The organism is Streptomyces rubiginosohelvolus, from assembly GCF_014649875.1.
Classification (GTDB): domain Bacteria; phylum Actinomycetota; class Actinomycetes; order Streptomycetales; family Streptomycetaceae; genus Streptomyces; species Streptomyces rubiginosohelvolus.
Window position 1 is genome coordinate 173857 of sequence record NZ_BMTW01000009.1, and the last position, 18883, is coordinate 192739.

The following is an 18883-nucleotide window of genomic DNA, read 5'->3' on the forward strand; positions in this document are numbered from 1 at the left end:
CTTCACTGCGCGTGAGCTTAGCCAGATCAGAACAGTGCTTCGGCATATTCACCCAACCCCCTGCGGAAGCCCGCCGAGAGGAATACACTCACCAGTTTTTGCACTGAGCGCTGTGGAACGTGTGCGGGGAGTAGCGGCGGCTGGAAATAGCTCTTCTCCGGCCCGTTGGGCATGCGGAAGGGGCACCTTCGCCGCTGAACAAGCCGTTTACGGGGTGAAAAGACCCATCACCCACTCCTGCCACCGCACAGAATCAGTCAGAGGCACAGGTGACCGAACCGGATCGAAAGGAACAGATTCCCGGCCGGCAGAGGGGTGATGGGAAAAATGGGCACGCTGACGCGTATGCGGACCCCCACCGCCGAGGGGGCACCGGGTCAGCGGCGGGCGCCCCCGAGACGCCCTTCCAGCTGGACGAGCAACTCACTCAGCCGAGAGGCGAGTTCATCGCGACCGGGCTGGTCGAGACCGGCCAGCACCGAGCGCTCGTACGCCAGTTGCTCGGGCAGCAGCCGGTCGACCAGGGCCCGCCCCTCGTCGGTGAGCCGGACGTGGGCCACCCGCCGGTCGCGGTCGTCGCCCCGGCGCTCGACCAGGGCGCGGTCCTGGAGGGCGCGCAGCCGCTTGGTGACGGCGGCCCCGGAGGAGAAGGTCTCCCGGGCCAGCTCGCCGGGGGTCAGCTCCCGGTCCGTCCGGCGTACGGCGCCGAGGAGGTCGAATTCGGCGCGGGTCAGCCCGGCGGAGCGCAGCGGGGCGTCCTCCGCCTGCTGGAGCAGGGCGGCGCAGCGGTTGATCCGGCCGATGATCTCCATCGGCCCGGTGTCGAGCTCGGGGTTGACGGTCTGCCACTGCCGGACCACCGAGGCAACGATGTCGTCGGTCACTCCGCTCCGATCGAAGGGGCGTGGGCCGTGGGCCCGCGCCGTGGTGCTGTCGCGGCGAGCGTACGGTGTCCGGCCCGCTCGGCCGCGAGAAGACGCTGCTCGGGCAGGGCGCGCTGCCACCATTCGCCCGCGGCGGTGTCACCCGCCTCGCGCAGTTCGACGAGGCTCGCGGTGAGCGCCCGGCGGGCCCGGTCCCGCTCGGTGGGAGCGACCGCGGGGTCGGCGACGGTCCGTTCCGCGGCGGCGCGGGCCCGGTCCGTGGCGTCCAGGGCCTGCTCGACCCGGCCCGTCGCGCGCCGGTTGGTGACGAGCGTCGCCGCCAGGAAGCCGGTGGCCGCGCCGAGGACGGTGTCGACGACCCGGTCGCCGATCAGCTCCCCGGCCGGGTGGGCGCCGCCCAACTCCAGGACCAGCAGGGCCATCGGGGTCACCGCGACGGAGCCGAGCCAGTAGTTGCGGGTGATGAGGGCCTCGGCGGCGAAGCCGAAGAAGAGGCAGCAGCAGACGAGGGCGAGCGGGCTGATCCGCGAGACCGGCAGGACGGCGGCGAAGACGAGCACGCCCAGGAGGTTGCCGAGGGTGCGCTGGAGGGTGCGGTTCCACGACAGGGTGAGGTTGGCCTGGTAGAGGGAGGCGGCGGTGACGATCGCCCAGTAGGGGCGGCCGACGCCGAGCGCGGCGCAGAGGTACCCGGCGAGCGCGCAGCCGATCAGGGTGCGGATGGCGACCGGCAGGAGCGGGGATCCGGGGCCGAGGCGGCGCAGCAGGGCGCGGCGGGCCGCGCGGCGGCCTTCGCGGGCCCGCAGGACGGCGCGTTCGGCGTCGATCCCGTACAGCTCGTCGGCGGTTCCGGGGGCCGACGGCGGGGTGGGCACGGGCCCCCGGCCCCGGGTCAGGGCGGCCCAGGCGCGCAGCCGCTCCGGATCCGCCGCCCCCGCGCCGGGGCTCGGGCCCGGGGCCACGAAGGCCGCTTCGGCGTGCACCACCAGGCGTTCCAGCGACCGGCGTACGGGGGTGGGGCCCCCGGAGGCGAGCAGGCACTGCAAGGCGGCGTGCACGGCGGCGGCCGCGGCGTGGCGGTGACGCGAGCCGGGGTCGGCGGCGTTGTGGTGACGCGGGCCCGGGCCGGCGGCGTCGCGGTTCCGGGGGCCGGGGTCGGCGGCGCAGACCGCCGCGGCCTCCAGGGCGCGGGCGACGGCCCGGCGTTCGGGCCCCTCGCGGCGGACCAGGGCGGGCGCGAGGGCGACCAGCCAGGCGAACGCGCCCGCGCCGAGGGTCAGGGCGAGGTGGCCGGGGATCTGGCCGAGGTGCTGCGGGGCGAAGAGTGCGGCCGAGCTGACGAAGGTGAAGATCACATGGCCGGGCGGTCCGATCCGGGTGGCGTCGCACAGCACCTTCTGTACGGCGGCGAGCAGCGCCCCGACCGCGATGAGTACGGCGGTCGAGCCGGTGAGCGACGCGGTGACGAGGGAGACGGCGAGCCCGGCGGCCATGCCGAGCACCACGCCCGCGACGGCCCGCGCCCGCCGGGCGTACGGCAGACCGTGGCCGTACAGCGCGCACAGCGACCCGGCCATGGTGTAGACGATCAGATCCAGCCGGCCGATGGCGAGGAGCGTCAGATGGGGTACGGCGGAGGCGACGACCACGCTGAGGGCGGGCTTGAACCAGGTGTCCGAGGGCCGGGAGAGCCGGAGGGCCGGGGCCGGCGCGAGGCCGCGGACGGCCGACGGGAGCTGCGGGAGCTTGCGGACGGAGGGCCGCCCGGGGCGGACAGGTGTATCACTCACCCATATACGTTAACAGGTATTACACCTGTAAACGATTTGACCTCTGTTCGAGCGGCGGCGACTCGGGCACACTGTCCCGCGGACAGCGCGACCCATATTCTTTGAATCTTCATGCACCCACTACGATGACGGGCGATGACCAGGGTGAGCACGCGGACGGACCGGCAGCGGTACCGCTCCCGCGCGCCTTACGCCCTGGGCTGGGTCTTCTTCCTGCTGGCCATGCTCTTCTGCTGCTCGGCCACCACGTCCTCCGCCGCCGTGCCGGTCGCGGCGGGCCAGGCCGAAGCGGCCGCCGTCCGCGCGTTCACCCCGACTCCCGACGCGGCCGTCGAACCGGTCGTGCTGGCGTCGCCGTCGGACCGCGGTCTCGGGACGTCGTGTCACGGGGGCTCGACGCACACGGTGGCCGTGGTGCTTCCGGTGCCGTCTGCCCCCGCTGCCGTTCCCTCGCCCGTGGCCCTCGCCCCCGCCGCCCCACTCGTGGGGGCCGCGGCCATCAGGGGTCCCGCGCACGACGGTGCGCCTTCCGTCGATCAACTGCGCCTCCAGGTCCAACGGATCTAGAGGCCGGGTCCGCTCCCCCGCCGCGCCCCGGCGCCGGTTCACCGGGGGCGGCTTCTCGTATGCACCGCATCCCCTACCCCCTCATGCACAGACCCCTTGTGCATCGGTTGAACGACGAGGACTTCTCATGGCTTCCGCCAAGAACCAGAACAACCCGGCAGCAGCGCGTCGCGCCAAGCTCGAGGAGGCGCGCCGCAAGGAGCGCGCCCGTGAGCGCCGGGTCCGCATGATCACCATCGGGGCTTCGGTGGCCGTGGTCGCCGCGCTGGTCGCCGGAGGCGGCTACCTGATGGTGCAGGCCAACGAGAAGGAGAAGAAGGACGAGCAGGCCAAGACCTCGCCCGTCACCGGTGAGCGCAGCTGGGACAAGCTGACGCAGGAGCACGTGGCGAACAAGGTCGACTACCCGATGAACCCGCCCGTCGGGGGTGACCACAACCAGGTCTGGATGAACTGCAACGCGGACGTCTACACCCAGGAGATACCGAAGGAGAACGCCGTGCACTCGCTGGAGCACGGCGCGGTCTGGGTGACGTACAACGACAAGGCGTCGGACGCGGACATCGAGGCGCTGACGAAGAAGGTCAAGTCGACCCCGTACTCCCTGATGAGCCCGGTCAAGGACCAGAAGGACCCGCTGATGCTGAGCGCCTGGGGCAAGCAGGTCACGGTCAAGAACGCCTCGGACGACCGGGTCGACCAGTTCTTCACCAAGTACGTGCAGGGCCCGCAGACTCCTGAGCCGGGGGCCGCCTGCACCGGCGGGCTGGACGGATGACCGCCCTCGCACCCGTCCGCTCCACCCGTCGGCTGGTCCTCGCGGGAGCCTCGGTGCTGCTCGTCGCGCTGGGGCTGGTGGCACTGATGGTCGTCCGCCCCTCCGCGGCCTCCCCGTCCGGGGCGTCGTCGCAGTCCGCCCCGGCGGAGGACTCCGTGGACGCGGGCTTCGCCCGGGACATGGCGATCCACCACCAGCAGGCGGTCGAGATGTCGTTCATCGTGCGGGACCGCACCGACGACGAGGACGTGCGGCGGCTCGCGTACGACATCATCAACACCCAGGCCAACCAGCGCGGCATGATGCTGGGCTGGCTGGAGATGTGGGGGCTGCCGAAGAGCGCGGCCGGACCGCCGATGAAGTGGATGGGACACACCTTCACGCCGACCGACGACGGTTCGCTGATGCCGGGCATGGCGACCGACGCGGAACGGGCGGCGCTCACGGCCGCGAAGGACGAGAAGGCAGAGGTCCTGTTCCTGCGGCTGATGACCGTGCACCATCGCGCGGGCGCCGACATGGCGCAGGCGGCCGCCGGTGCGGCGAAGACGGACGCCATCCGGAATCTGGCGGAGGGCATGGTCCGGGGCCAGCAGTCGGAGATCGGACTGATGGCGGACATGCTGAAGGACCGGGGCGCCAAGCCCTGACCACGAGGGGCGGTTCCGGCCGGATGGCCGGGGCCGCCGTTCTCGTACCGTCCTCCCGGAGCCCCGCATCACATAGGCTCGGCGACGATATGAAGAGCATCCTCACTCCGCTGGGGCCCAAGGCCGACAAGGACACCGTGCGACGGCACAATCTGAGCCTGGTACTGCGTGCCGTGCGGGACGAGGGCGAGCGAGGCGACGCCACGCGTGCCGGAGTGGCCGCCCGGGTCGGGCTGACCCGGGCCGCGGTGTCCTCGCTCGTCGAGCAGCTGATGGACAGCGGGTTCCTCACCGAGTCGGGCAAGACGTTCAGCGGCCAGGCCGGCCGCCCCGGCACCGCGCTCAAGGTGGCCCGCACCGGTCTGGCCGGGCTCGGTGTGGAGATCAACATCGATTACGTCTCGGTGTGCGTCGTGGATCTGGCGGGCACCGGCCGGGTCCGGCAGACCGAACACCTCGACAACCGGGGCGCGCCCGCCGGGGAAGCGCTGGCGCGGGCGGCCCGGCTCGCGGCGCGGACCCTGGAGTCGGCGTACGAGCAGGAGTTGCGTCCGGTGGGCGCGGCGCTGGCGCTGCCGGGTCTCGTCTCCGGCGGGTCGGTGCGGCAGGCCCCCAACCTCGGCTGGAACGAGGTCCCGGCGCAGGAGCTGTTCGCCGACGCGCTGGCCGCCCTGCGCCCCGGCCGGCCGGCGCTGCCGGTCGCCTCGGAGAACGAGGCGAATCTCGCGGCGCTGGCCGAGCTGTGGTTCGGCGGGCTCGGGGACGTCCGCAGCTTCCTCTATCTGACCGGGGAGATCGGGGTCGGCGGGGCGCTCGTCCTCAACGGCGAACTGCTGCGCGGGGCGCACGGTTTCGCCGGGGAGATCGGCCATGTGGTGGTGGATCCGGCGGGTCCGGAGTGCCGGTGCGGTTCGCGGGGGTGCCTGGAGCAGTACGCCGGACAGGCGGCGCTGCTGCGGGCGGCCGGGATCGAGGGGATCGGCGGCGCCTCCGGGGTGCTGGAGCTGGAGCGGCGCGCGGGGGCGCGGGACCCGCGTGCGGTGGCGGCGATCGGTGAGGCGGGCCGGATGCTCGGCCGGGTGCTGTCGGGGGCGGTGAATCTGGTCGACCCGGACGCGGTGGTGCTCGGCGGCATCTACCGGGGCCTGATGCCGTGGCTGGCGCCGCCCGCCGACGAGGAGCTGACGGGCCGGGTGGTGTCGGGCCTCTGGTCGCCCGGCAGCGGCCGGCTGCGGGCGTCGTCGGTGGCGGGCGACGCGGCGCGGGGCGCGGCGGCGCTCGTGGTGCAGGACGTGCTGGACGATCCGGTGGCGTACGCGGAGCCGGCGGGCGGGTGAGCGGAGGCGGGGGCCGGCGGCCGGGGCCGGGAACGCCCGGCTCCAGCCCCCGCTCAGCCGGTCCGTCAGCGGCCCCGGCCCGCCGGTGTGGCATCCCGCGCGTCAGCCGCCCCGGCCCACCCGGTGAGTCGCCCGGTACGCCGGCTGTCCTGGCCCACCCGATGATGGGTCCCCCCGTACGTCAGCGGACGGCGAGCAGGTGGTCCATGGCGAGCTGGTCCAGCGCCTCGAACGCCATACCGCGTTCCGCCGCCGCGTCCACGTCGAACTCCTCGTACGCCGTGCGGTCGGCGAGCAGCTCGGCCAGGCCGTCCCCCGCGGTCGGGCGCGCCAGTTCGTCCAGGCGGGAGGCCCGCAGCGCGGCCCGCACCTCGGGGTCGGAGCGGAAGGCGGCGGCCCGCTCCTTGAGGATGAGGTAGTTGCGCATACAGCCCGCGGCCGAGGCCCAGACGCCGTCGTAGTCCTCGGTGCGCGGGGGCTTGAAGTCGAAGTGGCGCGGGCCTTCGTAGCCGCTCTCCAGCAGGTCGACGAGCCAGAACGCCTGACGCAGGTCGCCCGCGCCGAAGCGCAGGTCCTGGTCGTACTTGATGCCGGACTGGCCGTTGAGGTCGATGTGGAAGAGCTTGTCCGCCCACATGGCCTGGGCGATGCCGTGGGGGAAGTTGAGCCCGGCCATCTGCTCGTGCCCGGTCTCCGGGTTGACGCCGACCAGCTCCGGGCGCTCCAGGCGCTCGATGAAGGCAAGGGCGTGGCCGATGGTGGGGAGCAGGATGTCGCCGCGCGGCTCGTTGGGCTTGGGCTCGACGGCGAAGCGGAGGTCGTAGCCCTGCTCGGTGACGTACTCGCCGAGCAGGTCGAAGGCCTCCTTCATCCGGTGCAGGGCGAGGCGGACGTCCTTCGCCCCGCCGGACTCGGCGCCCTCGCGGCCGCCCCACGCCACGAACGTCTTCGCGCCCAGCTCGACGGCGAGGTCGATGTTGCGCAGGGTCTTGCGGAGCGCGTAGCGGCGTACGTCGCGGTCGTTGGCGGTGAACCCGCCGTCCTTGAAGACGGGGTGCGTGAAGAGGTTCGTCGTCACCATGGGCACGACGAGACCGCTGCTGTCGACCGCCTGCCGGAAGCGCTTGACGATCCTCTCGCGCTCGGTCTCCGGCGCGCCGAAGGGGATCAGGTCGTCGTCGTGGAAGGTCACACCCCAGGCGCCCAGCTCGGCGAGCCGCTGGACCGACTCGACGGGGTCGATGGCCGCGCGGGTCGCGTCGCCGAAGGGGTCCCGGCCCTGCCAGCCCACGGTCCACAGGCCGAAACTGAACTTGTCCTCGGGGGTGGGGGTGAAGCGTTCCGTCATCGTCGTCCGACCGCCTTCGCCTGCCGTCGGGACGCAGGGCGGCGAGCCCGGCACCCCTATTTGTTCAGTGTCATGACTAATCAAGCACACCGCACCCCGGGCACGGAACCCCCTGGCAGTGCGGAACACGTGCGACCCCCTGTGCAGCGGCTCACGCATCCCGTAATTTGTTCGTGCCGCAGCCGAATGATCGGCACGCGAATGCCAGGTACCCAGCACGCGCAGCGCGAAAGAGGCCCCCATGCCGTCACCCGCCGTCGTCATCGGCGTGGACAGTTCGACCCAGTCCACCAAGGCAGCCTTCATCGACGCCGGAACCGGCGAGCAGCTCGCCGTGGGGCGCGCCCCGCATGTGGTCACCGGCGAGGCGGGGGCCCGGGAGAGCGATCCGGAGATCTGGTGGCGGGCGCTGTGCGAGGCGGTGGCCGCCGGGCTGAAGGAGTCCGGACTCCCCGCCCGCGCGGTCACCGGGATCGCGGTGGCCGGGCAGCAGCACGGGCTCGTCGTGCTGGACCGGGCGGGCCGCCCGCTGCGCCCCGCGCTGCTGTGGAACGACACCCGCTCCGCGCCGCAGGCCGCCGCGCTCACCGAGGCGCTCGGCGGACCGGAAGCCTGGACGGCGCGGACCGGGTCCGTGCCGGTGGCGTCCATCACCGCCTCCAAGTGGCAGTGGCTGCGGGAGAACGACCCGGCGAGCGCGGCGGACGCGGCGGGCGTCCGGCTCCCCCACGACTTCCTGACCGAGCGCCTCGCGGGTGTCGCCGCCACCGACCCCGGGGACGCCTCGGGCAGCGGCTGGTACTCCACCGCGACCGGCGCGTACGACCCCGAACTGCTGGACCTTCTCGGCCTCGACGCTGCCCTGCTCCCGGAGGTGGCGCCCACCGGGGCGGCCCGGATCGGCTCGCTGACCGAAGCGGCGGCACAGGCGCTCGGCCTGCCCGTGGGCATCGCGGTGGCGGCCGGCACCGGCGACAACATGAGCGCCGCCGTGGGCCTCGGTCTCGGCGGCGCGGGGCTGCTGGACCACCCGGCCCTCAGCCTCGGCACCTCCGGCACGGTGTTCGCGGCCTCCCGCACCCGCCCCACGTCCCCCTCGCTCAACGGCTTCGCCGCCGCCGACGGCACGTACCTCCCGCTGGCCTGCACCCTCAACTGCACGCTCGCCGTGGACAAGGTGGCGGCCCTGCTGGGCCTGGACCGCGAGGACGCGGCACCCGGCGGCGAGGCGGTCCTGCTCCCGTACCTCGACGGCGAACGGACCCCCGACCTGCCGACCGCCTCCGGCCTCCTCACCGGGCTCCGCCACGACACGACCCGGCAGCAACTGCTGGGCGCCGCCTACGAGGGCGCGGCCGTCACCGTGCTGCGCGCCACGGACGAACTCCTGTCGGCCTGCGGCCTCGACCCGGCCGCCCCCGAGGTCGCCGCCCGCCCGCTGCGCCTGATCGGCGGCGGGGCGCAGGGCCGGATGTGGGTGGAGACGGTACGCCGCCTCTCCGGGCGCCCGCTGGTTATCCCGGGCAGCGGAGAACTGGTCGCCCTCGGCGCGGCGGCACTGGCCGCATCGGCCGCGGGCGGCGGCGACCCGGTGGCGCTGGCGACGGCCTGGCAGCAGTCCGGAACGGACCGTCAACTGCCGCCGGTGGAACGGGATACGGAGACCTGGGAGCGGGTCGCGTCGGTCCTGGAGCGGGCGTCGGAGCCGTTGCTGGGCGGTCCGTGACGTCTCAGGGCGTCAGCATCTCCTCGATCAGGCGTACGGCACGCGGGGTGCCGCCCTCGCTCAGGGCCTCGGCGCGCAGGCGTGCGGATCGGCGGGCCACCTCCGGGTCGGCGCGCAGGTAGTCCAGGGCGGCCCGCAGGGTTTCGGCGGTGGCGTCGGCGGTGTCGACGCGGCGAGCGACGCCCAGCTCCACCAGCCGGTCCGCGTTCATGAACTGTTCCGCACCCTGGGGCACGGCGATCATCGGGACACCCGCGCGCAGGCCGTCGCCGCATCCGCCCATTCCGGCGTGGGTGACGAAGACGTCGGCCTGTGCCAGGATCGTCCGCTGCGGAACCCAGGGGTGCACTTCCACGGTGGGCGGGATCTCGCCCAGCTCACGCGGGTCGGTGTGCTTGCCGATCTGGAGCACGACGTGCCAGCCCGGGAGGTTTCCGTACGCGGCGAGGCACTGGCGGTAGAACTCCGGCCGGTGCGTGTAGGCCGAGCCGAGGGAGACGAGCAGGACGCGCTCGGCCGCCTCCGGCCGGATCCACCGGCCGGTGTCGCCGTCGGCATCGGGGCAGGGTCCGACGAAGGTGACCCTCCGGGAGTCGACCTTGTCCGCGCTGGGCTGCATGGCCCGGGGAATCAACGCGAGGGCCCGTGCCGGGGTGCCGGAAAAGGCGTCGACATCGAGGGTGGTCGCCCCGCAGTCGGCCAGCCAGCGGGCGAACCTCTCCCGGTGCTCGGTCGCGCCGGGCAGGTTCCGCAGGTGGGCGCCGACTTCCTGCTCGTATCCCTCCCAGGCGACGAAGGACGGGGACAGCTGCATCAGGGGCCGCCCCTGTGCTTCGGCGAGGGCGCGTGCGGCGTAGGAGCCGATGTCATACAGATACAGATCGGCGGGGTCGTGGTCGTAGGCGGCGCGCAACGGGGGCAGCGCCTGGACGTTGTCGTCGAGGAAGAGGTTCATCGCGGCGACGGGGTCGGCCGGCCAGTTGTCGTCGGCGACAGGCAGCGTCGAGGTGTACGGGACGAACGCGGCACCGGTCGCGGTGATCCGGTCGGCCAGGGCCGGATCGTTGGCGTAGGTGACCCGGTGGCCGCGGGCCACCAGCTCCCGGACGATGCCGAGACCGGGCAGAACGTGACTGACGATCGGGACGCCGATGATCGCGATGTGGGAACGGTGCCGGGACAAGGGTGATCACTCGCTTCGGGTAGGGGCGCGGAAGCCCGGGCCTTCGAGTACGGGCACGCGCGCGGCCCGCAGGGTCAGTCGGGTGCCCTGCCAGCGGCGCCGGAGCAGCCGGTCGTGGCTGACGAGGACGACGGCGCCCGTGAAACCGGACAGGGCGCTCTCCAACTCCTCGGCGAGGGCAGGCGAGAGGTGGTTGGTGGGCTCGTCGAGCAGCAGGACGTCGGCGGGACGGGAGACCAGCCGTGCCAGGGCGAGCCGCCGGCGCTGTCCGGTGGAGAGCCGGCCGACGGGCACCGACAGCCGGGCGCAGTCGAACAGCCCGAGCGCCAGCAGCCGTTCGGCGTGCTCGTCCGGCTCCCCCGGCAGCCCCCGGGCGTAGGCGGCCAGCAGGGTTTCGTGCGGCGAGCCGGGCGCGGGGTCCTGCGGGAGGAAGCCGATCCTGCCTCGGCGGACGACATGCCCCCGATCGGCGGCCAGTTCACCGGCGAGTACGCGGAGCAGGGTGCTCTTGCCCGCGCCGTTCTCGCCGGTGATCAGCAGGTGTTCGCCCGCCCGGACCGTCAGGTCGACCGGGCCGAGTCTGCCCGCGACGGAGACCTTGACGGCGTCGATCACTGTGCCGGTCAGGGGTGTGGCGTGCAGCGCGGGCGAGAACGTCAACGGGTCGGGCGGGGCCGGTACCGGGTGGGCCAGCAGGCGGCGCAGCCGTTCCTCGGCGTTGCGGACGCGACCGGCCAGCGACTGCTGCACACGAGCGCCGGCCTGGTTGTAGGAGAGTTTGTCGCCGTCCTTCATCGGCCGGCCGGGGGCCACGCGGCGTGCCGTGCCCGCGATCGTGTCGCGCAGCCGGTCGGTCTCCTCGCACCACCCCTCGTGGTCCCGGCGCCGGCGCCGGCGGACCGCGGCCCTCTCGGCGAGGTAGCCGGTGTAGCCGTTTCCGTACCGGGCGACGTCGTGCCGGTCACCGTCCACCTCCAGGAGGCTGGAGGTGACCTGTTCGAGGAAGCCCCGGTCGTGCGAGACGACCGCCGTGGTGCCCCAGTGCCCGCGCAGGTGCTCCTCCAGCCAGGTCAGGGCGGGCCCGTCCAGGTGGTTGGTCGGCTCGTCGAGAAGCAGCACCTCCGGGGCCGCCGCCAGCACCGCGGCGAGCCGCAGCCGGGCGCGCTCGCCGCCGGAGAGCGCGCCCATGGTCGAGGTGCGGTCGACCTGCCGCAGACCGAGTCCGTGCAGGGCCCGCTCCAGCCGGGCGTCGGCGTCGTAGCCCCCGCGCAGTTCGAAGACCGAGACGGCGTCGGCATAGGCGTCCAGCGCCGACGTGTCGCCCTCGGCCATCACCGCTTCCAGGCGGCGCATCCGGGCCTCGATTGCCCGGAGATCGCCCAGGGCCCGGTCGATCACCTGCTGCGCCGTCATGCCGGCCGGGAGGTCCTCGTCCTGGGCGAGGTACCCGACGCCACCGTCGGCCCGCACGACGATCCGCCCCTCGTCGGGGCTCTCCCGTCCGGCGAGCAGCCGCAGAAGGGTGGTCTTCCCGGACCCGTTCTCACCGACGATGCCGGTGCGTTCGCCCCGCGCGAGCGAGCAGGTCACCGAGTCGAGGACGGGCTTGCCATCGAAGGATTTGCTGACGGCGAGCGCTGTGATCTGGGTGGGCATACGGGCGACTCCGAAGCTGTCGTGGACGAGGCGGTGGCGGTGGACCGCGAGGCCGGGGGAAAGCTTCGGAGGAACATCGACGACTCCACTAGTGCGACAACTGTTGCTTTAAGATGCTGCCATGACCACCACCACCGGGCAACCGGATTACCTGTGAACCCGCCACCGAACGGCGCGCCGGACCGCCGGCCGGGCGGCCGCACCGCCCGCATTCGGGCCCAGGTGCTCGACGCCGTCCGTGCCGAACTCGGCGAACACGGTTACGAGGGGCTCACGATGGAGGCCGTCGCAGCCCGTGCCGGGGTGCACCGGACCACGGTCTACCGGCGCTGGCAGGACGTCGGCGGCCTGCTCGCCGACGTCCTCGACGCGGCGGGCGAGGACGACTGGGCTCCGCCGGATACGGGCTCCCTGCGAGGCGACCTGACGGCCCTCAACGGGGAGATCCATGACTCGTTGGTGGTACGCCCGTCGATCCCGCAGGCCTTGGTGGCCGCCTCGTTCCGCTCCGCGCGGGCGGCCGACGCCCAGCAACGGCTGTGGGAGGACCGCTACCAGCGCTGCGAGGCCATCGTCGAGCGCGCTGTCGAGCGGGGCGAACTCCCGCCGGACACGGCCGCACGGCCGCTGCTGATCGCCGCCACCGCGCCCCTGTACCACCAGCTGGTGCTGTTGCGAACCGCCCCCGACCCTCACCTGGCCGCACAGGCGGCGACCACGGCGGCCCTGGCGGCCACGGCCGGCGCGTTCGCCCGCCCGGCGCCGGGGGACGGGCCCTGACAGCGGGCGACGAGCCTGACAGCGGGCCGGAGAAGCCGTCGGCGGCCGGGGCCCCCGGACCCCGAAGCCCCCAGTTGGGAATACGAACTGATCTTCCATAAGATCCGGCGATGATCACTAGAAAACGGCTGACGGCCGGGGTGGGCATAGCGCTCGCCACCCTGGCCGCCGGGCTCGGCACCGCGATCCCCGCCGCCGCCGACGAAGCCCCCGCCGCCCCCTCCCCCAAGGTCGAGCTGGTGCTCGACGTCAGCGGTTCCATGCGCACCCGGGACATCGACGGTCAGTCCCGGATGGCCGCTGCCAAGCAGGCGTTCAACGATGTTCTGGACGCGGTGCCCGAGCAGGTTCAGCTCGGGATCCGGACGCTCGGTGCGGACTACCCGGGTGAGGACCGCAAGGTCGGGTGCAAGGACACCCGGCAGCTCTACCCGGTCGGCCCGCTCGACCGTACGGAGGCCAAGACCGCGGTCGCCACCCTCGCCCCCACCGGGTTCACCCCGATCGGCCCTGCCCTGCTCGGCGCTGCCGACGATCTGGAGGGCGGGGACGGTTCGCGGCGGATCGTGCTCATCACGGACGGCGAGGACACCTGCGGGCCGCTCGACCCGTGCGAGGTGGCCCGGGAGATCGCGGCCCGGGGCACCCATCTGGTCGTGGACACCCTGGGTCTGGTGCCCAACGCCAAGATCCGCCAGCAGCTGACCTGTATCGCGGAGGCCACCGGCGGCACGTACACAGCCGTCCAGCACAAGGAAGAACTCTCGGGCCGGGTCAAGCAGTTGGTGGACCGGGCGGCCGAGCCCGTCGTCACTCCGGTGGCGACCGAGGGGGCCAAGAGCTGTTCCGGTGCGCCCGAGCTGAAGCCGGGTCTCTTCACCGACCGTTCGGAGATCGGCCAACACCGCTGGTACCGCGTCGACGTGCTGCCCGGTCAGGAGCTGCGTGCCTCGGCGAGCGTCGCGGCCGACCGTGCCGTGGACAACGACTACGGGGTCCTGCTGCGTGCGGTGACCACGCACGGACGTGAGATCGTCCGGGGTTCCGAGGCCGGGACCGGCCGTACCGATGTGATCTCGTCCGGACTGCGCTATCCGAAGCCCGAGGCGGAGGACGGTGACGACGGCGACGGCAAGCCCGCCGCCGAGACCGTCTGCCTCCAGCTCGCCCACTCCTTCTCCGCGCCCACCTCGGTGAAGCGCTCCCCCGGCCTGCCGGTCGAGCTGACCGTGGATCTGGTGGACGGCCCGGACAACGCATCGGACGTGGCGGCCTTCGGGCTCGGCCGCGGCTGGTGGCTGCTCGGCGTGCTCGTCCTGACCGGACTGGTCGCGGGCCTGCTGACCGGCTGGCTCTCGCGCTGGCGTGTCGCCGTCTGGAGGACGAACTGATGACCACAACCCCTCGCCGCACGCGCGGCATACGGCTCGCGCTCACCGGGGCGCTGCTCGCCGGGCTGACCCTCCTCACCACGGCCGGCCCGGCACTCGCGGACGACCCGTCGGCGAGCGCGAGCCCCGCCGGGGACGAGGCCGGACCCACCGAGGCCGGCACCACGTTCCGTACGGCGACCGCCCTCAAGCAGGGCCAGTCCGGCACCGCCCAGGCCTCGGCCGGCGACTACCTGTACTGGGTGTTCCCGGCCGACGCCGGTCAGCGGCCCACCGTCGAGGCCACGGTCAAGCTGCCCGGGAGCGCCGCCCGGCGCGGTACGTCCACCTGGCAGGTCGACGTGTACGACGGGCTGCGCCGCCGCCAGGCCTGCATGTACGGGCACCAGACCCGTAAGGCCGCGGCCGACGCGGCCACCGTCGAGCTGTCCTGCGTCCTGCGCCCCGTGCGGGCCTGGTCCGAGCCGTGGGCGAACGACCCGCTGCCCGGCAGCTACTACATCCGCCTCACGGTGGTGGACCTGCCCGCCGCCGACCTGGGGCTGCCGGTCGACGTGGAAGTGAAGACGAGCATCGAGGAGTTGGGCGGGGGCCATGACGGGGGCGGCAGCCTCGCCGAGCCTCTCGTGCCGGGGGTCTCGGTCGCCTCGGCGGGCGAGACGGGCGATGGACCCGCTTCGGCCGCGCCTCGGACCCTCGCCACCGGTGAGCCCGAGGACGGCTGGGCCTCGGGCTGGTGGACCGACCGCTGGCTGTGGACCGTTGGCGGTGGCGTACTCGCGGCGCTGGCAGCCGTGTTCGGCTACTCGCTGACGCGTGGCCGGGGCCGCCCGGCCCACGTACCGCCCGGCGTCTGACAGGCGGGACGGCCCGCACCTGCGTGGCGGCTGTGGCGGCTCTCCCCCGGCCTGGGCGATCCTGGCTCCCGGCAAGGGCGGGATCGTCGAGGCCGGGAAACGTCCCGGTGGACAGGAACGAGATGAACGGAACGACGACGTACGTACGGTTCCAGAGCACCGAGCGCAGCCCCCGGGGCCATTTCCCGGGCATCTTCGCCCTGGCCAACGGGCTGGCGCGGGAAGGGCGTCTCAGCGAGGAGCAGCATCGCTTCTGGCGGGCGGGGAACGACTGGTACGACACCGCGTACACCGACCCCTCGCGGGTCGACCCGACGGTGTACGACCCTGATGTGAACCCCGGGGCCGTGGCCTGGTTCAAGAGGACGGCGACCCATCTGCTGGACCGGATCCCGGGCTATCTCACGTTGTTGGCCGCGCACGGGGTGCCGTGCGAGCGACTGGAGTCCGCGGATCCCGGCAGGGTCGTGTACGAGGACGACGTCCAGATCGTCGTGGTGCCCCGGCAGGCGGTAGCGGTGGTGCGCGAGGACGGCTCCGGATCCGCTCAGGCCGGCCGTACGCTCAGCTGACGGCCCACTTCCCGGTAGCCCAGCGCCCGCGCGACCCGGCGGGACGCGGGCGGCCGGGCCCGCCACTGCGGCAGCAGGCCGGCGGCGAGGGCGTGCGCGGTCGCCGCGTGCGCCGCCTGCCGGGCGAGGCCCCGGCCCCGCGCGTCCGGCGCGGTGAGGACGCAGAGGTGGGCGGTGTCGCGCGGCCAGTGCTCGTACCCGGCGGCGGCGAGCACCTCCGTGCCCCGGCGGACGACGAACACCGGTGAGGTGACGTCCGCCAGTCCGCTCTCGCCCGCGTCCGACGGGCCCGCCTCCGCCAACAGCGCTCGTAGCGCGGCATGTTCAGGAGACAGGCACGTGACCAAGGCTCCGGTTCGTCCGGCCGGGCGGAGGGCGTCCGGGGCCAGGTACCCCAGGGCCGCCGGGCCGAGGGTGTCGGCCACCGGCAGCAGTCGGGCGACGGTGGTGGGGTCGGTGAGCGCGGCGGTCGTCAGGCCGGTCAGCGCGGAACGTACGGAATCCGCGGCGCGGTCGGTCGGCGCGGTGATCAGCGCGGCGTCCCCGACAGCCACGACTCCCACCCAGGACGGCGGCGCGAGGGCCGAGTCCGGGGCGACAAGGACCGTCGGGCGGCCGGGAGTTCCGAAGGCGGCGCCCGGTTCGGCCGCCAGCTCCTGCCACAGCGCACGGGCCCGGGAGACGAGCGGATCCATCGGCATGGCGGGATTCTCGCACGGGGACGAAACTCCGCCCGCAATCCCTGTTCAAATCCGTGGGCGGCTGCGGCTACCCTCGACAACTCGCGTACTCCGTAAGGCGTCTGGCGGATTCCGGCCACGCCCTGCCGACGCCCTGGTGGAGTGCCACCCCCATCCTGTTCGATGGGGTTCGAACGGTTGCGCGTCGGCAATGGCGCGCCCCAGGGAGCGGAGTTCCTCGATGTCCACGCAGACCGGTCCGGCGCTCGACACCCAGCCTCGCGGCCACGCGTTCACGCCGGGGCCCAAGGGGCTGCCGCTGGTGGGGAATCTGCCGCAGTTCGGGAAGAACCCGCTGGCCTTCTTCGAACTCCTGCGTGGGCACGGGGACATGGTGCGCTGGCGGTTCGGCCGCAACCGGTGCGTATTCCTCTCCGACCCTGATTGCATAGGCGAGTTGCTCACCGAGACCGAGCACACCTTCGACCAGCCGAAGCTCGGTATCGCCTTCCGTACGGTGCTGGGCAACGGGATGCTCGTGGCGCGGGGCCGGGACTGGCGGCGCAAACGCTCGCTGGTGCAGCCCTCGGTGCGGCCCAAGCAGGTCCGGTCGTACGCGGCCACGATGGCGGACTCGGCGGTGGAGCTGGCGGACCGCTGGTCGGACGGCCAACGGATCGACGTCAAGCAGGAGATGGCCGCGCTGACGCAGAAGATCGCCGTGCGCACGATCTTCGGCGTCGACACCCCGGCGGACTCCGAGGCGATGGGCCGGGCGATGGACGTCGCGCAGATGGAGATCGGTAAGGAGTTCGCCGGGATCGGCGCGCTGCTCCCCGACTGGGTGCCGACGCCGGGCCGGGCGCGCATCAAGAAGGCCGCCGCCGTCATCGACGCCGAGGTGGGCCGGGTGGTCGCCCGGCACCGGGACGGCGAGGAGGAACGCCCCGATCTGCTCAGCCGGTTGCTCACCGCGGTCGACGAGAGCGGGACGCACCTCACGGACGACGAGATCCGCGACGAGACGGTCACGCTGTACATCGGCGGTCACGAGACGACGAGTACGACGCTGGTGTGGGCGTGGTATCTGCTCGGCCGCAACCCCCGGGTGCGCGACGCGCTCGCCGAGGAGCTGGACCGGGTGCTCGGCGACCGGGAGCCCGGCTTCGATGACTACGCCCGGCTGACGTACACCCAGGCCGTGGTGAAGGAGACGCTGCGGCTGTACCCGGCGGTGTGGCTGATCACCGGTGTCGCGAAGGAAGGGGCGGTGATCGGGGGCCTGCCGATCGAGGAGGGCACCCGGGTGTGGACCAGCCAGTGGTCCGCTCAGCGCGACGCGCGGTGGTTCCCGGAGCCGGAGGAGTTCCGGCCCGAGCGCTGGGACGCGGAGCACGGCGACGAGATCGCGGAGTACGCGTGGTTCCCGTTCGGCGGTGGGCCCCGGGTCTGCATCGGTACGCGCTTCGCGATGGTGGAGGCGGTCCTCCTGCTGGCCGTGCTGGCCCGCCGCTTCACCCTGGACGTCGACCCGGGCGAGATCACGCCGGTGACGGGTCTGACGCTCCAGCCGGACCGGGACGTCACGGCGACGGTCCGGGCGCGCTGACGGGACGGCGCCCGGTCCCTCGGGAAGGGGCCGGGCGCCGGCGCACATCAGTCGAGTCGGCGCCCGGCTCCCCTCAAGGGGGCCGGGCGCCGGAGCGTGTCAGCCCTTGGGCAGCCACTTCTTCCAGACGTCCGGGTGGCGCTCGATCCAGCGCTTCGCCGCCTCCTGGGGAGTGAGCTTCTGCGAGGCGATCATCTCGGACACCTCGTTCTGGTCCTTCTCCGACCAGTGGAACTTCTTCAGGAACGCGGACGCGTCACCGCCGCGCTGGGCGAAGTCCGCGTTGAGGAACTTCTGCAGCGGCGTCGTCGGGTACGCGCAGTCGATGTCCTTCGGGTCCTTGGCGGCGCACTCGTCCGTGTACTCGGGGAGCTTCACCTCGACCATCGGCACCTCGTTGAACAGCCACTGCGGCTGGTACCAGTAGCTGAGGAAGGGCTTCTTCTCCTTGGCGAACTGCTGGATCTGGGTGATCTGGGCCGCCTCGGAGCCGGCGAAGACCACTTTGTAGTCCAGGTCCAGGTTCTTCACCAGGGCCACGTCGTTGGTGACGTAGGACGGCGAGCCGTCCATCAGCTGGCCCTTGCCGCCGCTCTCGGCGGTCTTCAGCTCGTCCGCGTACTTGTTGAGGTTCTTCCAGTCGGTGACGTCGGGGTTCTCGTCGGCCCAGTACTTCGGGACGTACCAGCCGATGTGGCCGGTGACGCCGAGGTCGCCGCCCCGGACGATGGTCTTCTTCTCGTCGATGTACAGCTTCTCCTGGTCCGGGTGGCCCCAGTCCTCCAGGATCGCGTCGACGCGGCCCTGGCTGAGGGCGTCCCAGGCGGGGACCTCGTCGGTCTGGACGAGGTCGACGCGGTAGCCGAGCTCCTCCTTGAGGAGCTGTTCGGCGACGGCGACGTTCGCCTGGGCGCCGACCCAGGACTGGACGGAGAGCGTCACCGTCTTGACCCCGGCGGGGGCTGCGAACGGGGAGGCCTGCTTGGTCATGTCGGCGGCGCCGCAGCCCGCCGTGGCGAGCAGGGCGGCGGCCGACGACAGCGCCGTGATCAGGCGCGTACGGGAGCGGTTCATC

The 18883-nt window shown here is 72.9% G+C and carries 17 protein-coding genes; 10 read left to right on the forward strand and 7 right to left on the reverse strand.

The window, feature by feature from the left end; all coding sequences use genetic code 11:
* Positions 1-377 precede the first annotated feature (377 nt).
* Both IE134_RS21200 and IE134_RS21205 read right to left on the reverse strand, forming a co-directional pair.
* Positions 378-884 (reverse strand): MarR family winged helix-turn-helix transcriptional regulator, encoded by a 507-nt coding sequence (locus IE134_RS21200; RefSeq protein ID WP_030711758.1) that lies wholly within the window; start codon positions 882-884, stop codon positions 378-380.
* Positions 881-2674, reverse strand: coding sequence for an FUSC family protein (locus IE134_RS21205; RefSeq protein ID WP_189431373.1), 1794 nt, complete (start codon positions 2672-2674; stop codon positions 881-883). The genes IE134_RS21200 and IE134_RS21205 overlap by 4 nt, the downstream gene beginning before the upstream one ends.
* A 135-nt stretch (positions 2675-2809) precedes the next feature.
* Here IE134_RS21205 and IE134_RS21210 point away from each other — a divergent pair, with 135 nt between their 5' ends.
* The 4 genes from IE134_RS21210 (at position 2810) to IE134_RS21225 (ending at position 6006) form a co-directional block, all read left to right on the forward strand.
* Positions 2810-3241 (forward strand): hypothetical protein, encoded by a 432-nt coding sequence (locus IE134_RS21210; RefSeq protein ID WP_032785618.1) that lies wholly within the window; start codon positions 2810-2812, stop codon positions 3239-3241.
* 127 nt (positions 3242-3368) lie between these two features.
* Positions 3369-4019 (forward strand): thioredoxin-like domain-containing protein, encoded by a 651-nt coding sequence (locus IE134_RS21215; RefSeq protein ID WP_030711764.1) that lies wholly within the window; start codon positions 3369-3371, stop codon positions 4017-4019.
* The gene (locus IE134_RS21220; protein ID WP_098020611.1) at positions 4016-4669 is read left to right on the forward strand and encodes a DUF305 domain-containing protein; all 654 of its coding nucleotides are present in this window, start codon (positions 4016-4018) and stop codon (positions 4667-4669) included. Before IE134_RS21215 ends, IE134_RS21220 begins: the two co-directional genes overlap by 4 nt.
* A gap of 89 nt (positions 4670-4758) precedes the next feature.
* Entirely contained in the window at positions 4759-6006 is a 1248-nt protein-coding gene (locus IE134_RS21225; RefSeq protein WP_098896066.1) for an ROK family protein, read from the forward strand.
* Positions 6007-6187: 181 nt separating this feature from the next.
* Here IE134_RS21225 and xylA read toward each other — a convergent pair whose 3' ends face one another.
* A complete protein-coding gene (gene xylA / locus IE134_RS21230) occupies positions 6188-7354 on the reverse strand; it encodes a xylose isomerase (RefSeq protein WP_030711772.1) in 1167 nt (388 codons plus the stop codon).
* 241 nt (positions 7355-7595) lie between these two features.
* On the opposite strand from xylA, the gene xylB reads away from it, so the two are divergent.
* Positions 7596-9080 carry a xylulokinase gene (xylB, locus tag IE134_RS21235; protein WP_126932364.1) on the forward strand — a complete coding sequence of 495 codons (1485 nt, stop codon included), beginning with the start codon at positions 7596-7598 and terminating at the stop codon, positions 9078-9080.
* A gap of 4 nt (positions 9081-9084) precedes the next feature.
* On the opposite strand, the gene IE134_RS21240 is transcribed toward xylB, so the two are convergent.
* Both IE134_RS21240 and IE134_RS21245 read right to left on the reverse strand, forming a co-directional pair.
* Positions 9085-10263, reverse strand: coding sequence for a macrolide family glycosyltransferase (locus tag IE134_RS21240; protein WP_189431375.1), 1179 nt, complete (start codon positions 10261-10263; stop codon positions 9085-9087).
* Between the two features lie 6 nt (positions 10264-10269).
* Complete coding sequence (locus tag IE134_RS21245) at positions 10270-11919, reverse strand: ABC-F family ATP-binding cassette domain-containing protein (RefSeq protein ID WP_189431378.1); 1650 nt, start codon at positions 11917-11919, stop codon at positions 10270-10272.
* 153 nt (positions 11920-12072) lie between these two features.
* Between IE134_RS21245 and IE134_RS21250 the strand changes: the two genes are divergently transcribed.
* The 4 genes from IE134_RS21250 to IE134_RS21265 all read left to right on the forward strand — a co-directional run bounded on the left by IE134_RS21250 (position 12073) and on the right by IE134_RS21265 (position 15519).
* Positions 12073-12699 (forward strand): TetR/AcrR family transcriptional regulator, encoded by a 627-nt coding sequence (locus tag IE134_RS21250; RefSeq protein ID WP_229823678.1) that lies wholly within the window; start codon positions 12073-12075, stop codon positions 12697-12699.
* A gap of 110 nt (positions 12700-12809) precedes the next feature.
* Positions 12810-14090, forward strand: coding sequence for a VWA domain-containing protein (locus tag IE134_RS21255; protein WP_126932361.1), 1281 nt, complete (start codon positions 12810-12812; stop codon positions 14088-14090).
* Positions 14090-14947: a hypothetical protein gene (locus IE134_RS21260; RefSeq protein WP_098020625.1), complete on the forward strand. Its 858-nt coding sequence runs from the start codon at positions 14090-14092 to the stop codon at positions 14945-14947. Before IE134_RS21255 ends, IE134_RS21260 begins: the two co-directional genes overlap by 1 nt.
* 122 nt (positions 14948-15069) lie before the next feature.
* Positions 15070-15519 (forward strand): hypothetical protein, encoded by a 450-nt coding sequence (locus tag IE134_RS21265; RefSeq protein WP_126932360.1) that lies wholly within the window; start codon positions 15070-15072, stop codon positions 15517-15519.
* Here IE134_RS21265 and IE134_RS21270 read toward each other — a convergent pair.
* Positions 15495-16220, reverse strand: a complete 726-nt coding sequence (locus tag IE134_RS21270) for a GNAT family N-acetyltransferase (protein ID WP_126932359.1) — start codon at positions 16218-16220, stop codon at positions 15495-15497. The genes IE134_RS21265 and IE134_RS21270 overlap by 25 nt on opposite strands.
* Positions 16221-16440: 220 nt before the next feature.
* On the opposite strand from IE134_RS21270, the gene IE134_RS21275 reads away from it, so the two are divergent.
* Entirely contained in the window at positions 16441-17808 is a 1368-nt protein-coding gene (locus tag IE134_RS21275) for a cytochrome P450 (protein ID WP_030711806.1), read from the forward strand.
* Between the two features lie 99 nt (positions 17809-17907).
* On the opposite strand, the gene IE134_RS21280 is transcribed toward IE134_RS21275, so the two are convergent.
* Positions 17908-18882, reverse strand: coding sequence for an ABC transporter substrate-binding protein (locus IE134_RS21280; protein ID WP_030711815.1), 975 nt, complete (start codon positions 18880-18882; stop codon positions 17908-17910).
* Position 18883: the final 1 nt, after the last annotated feature.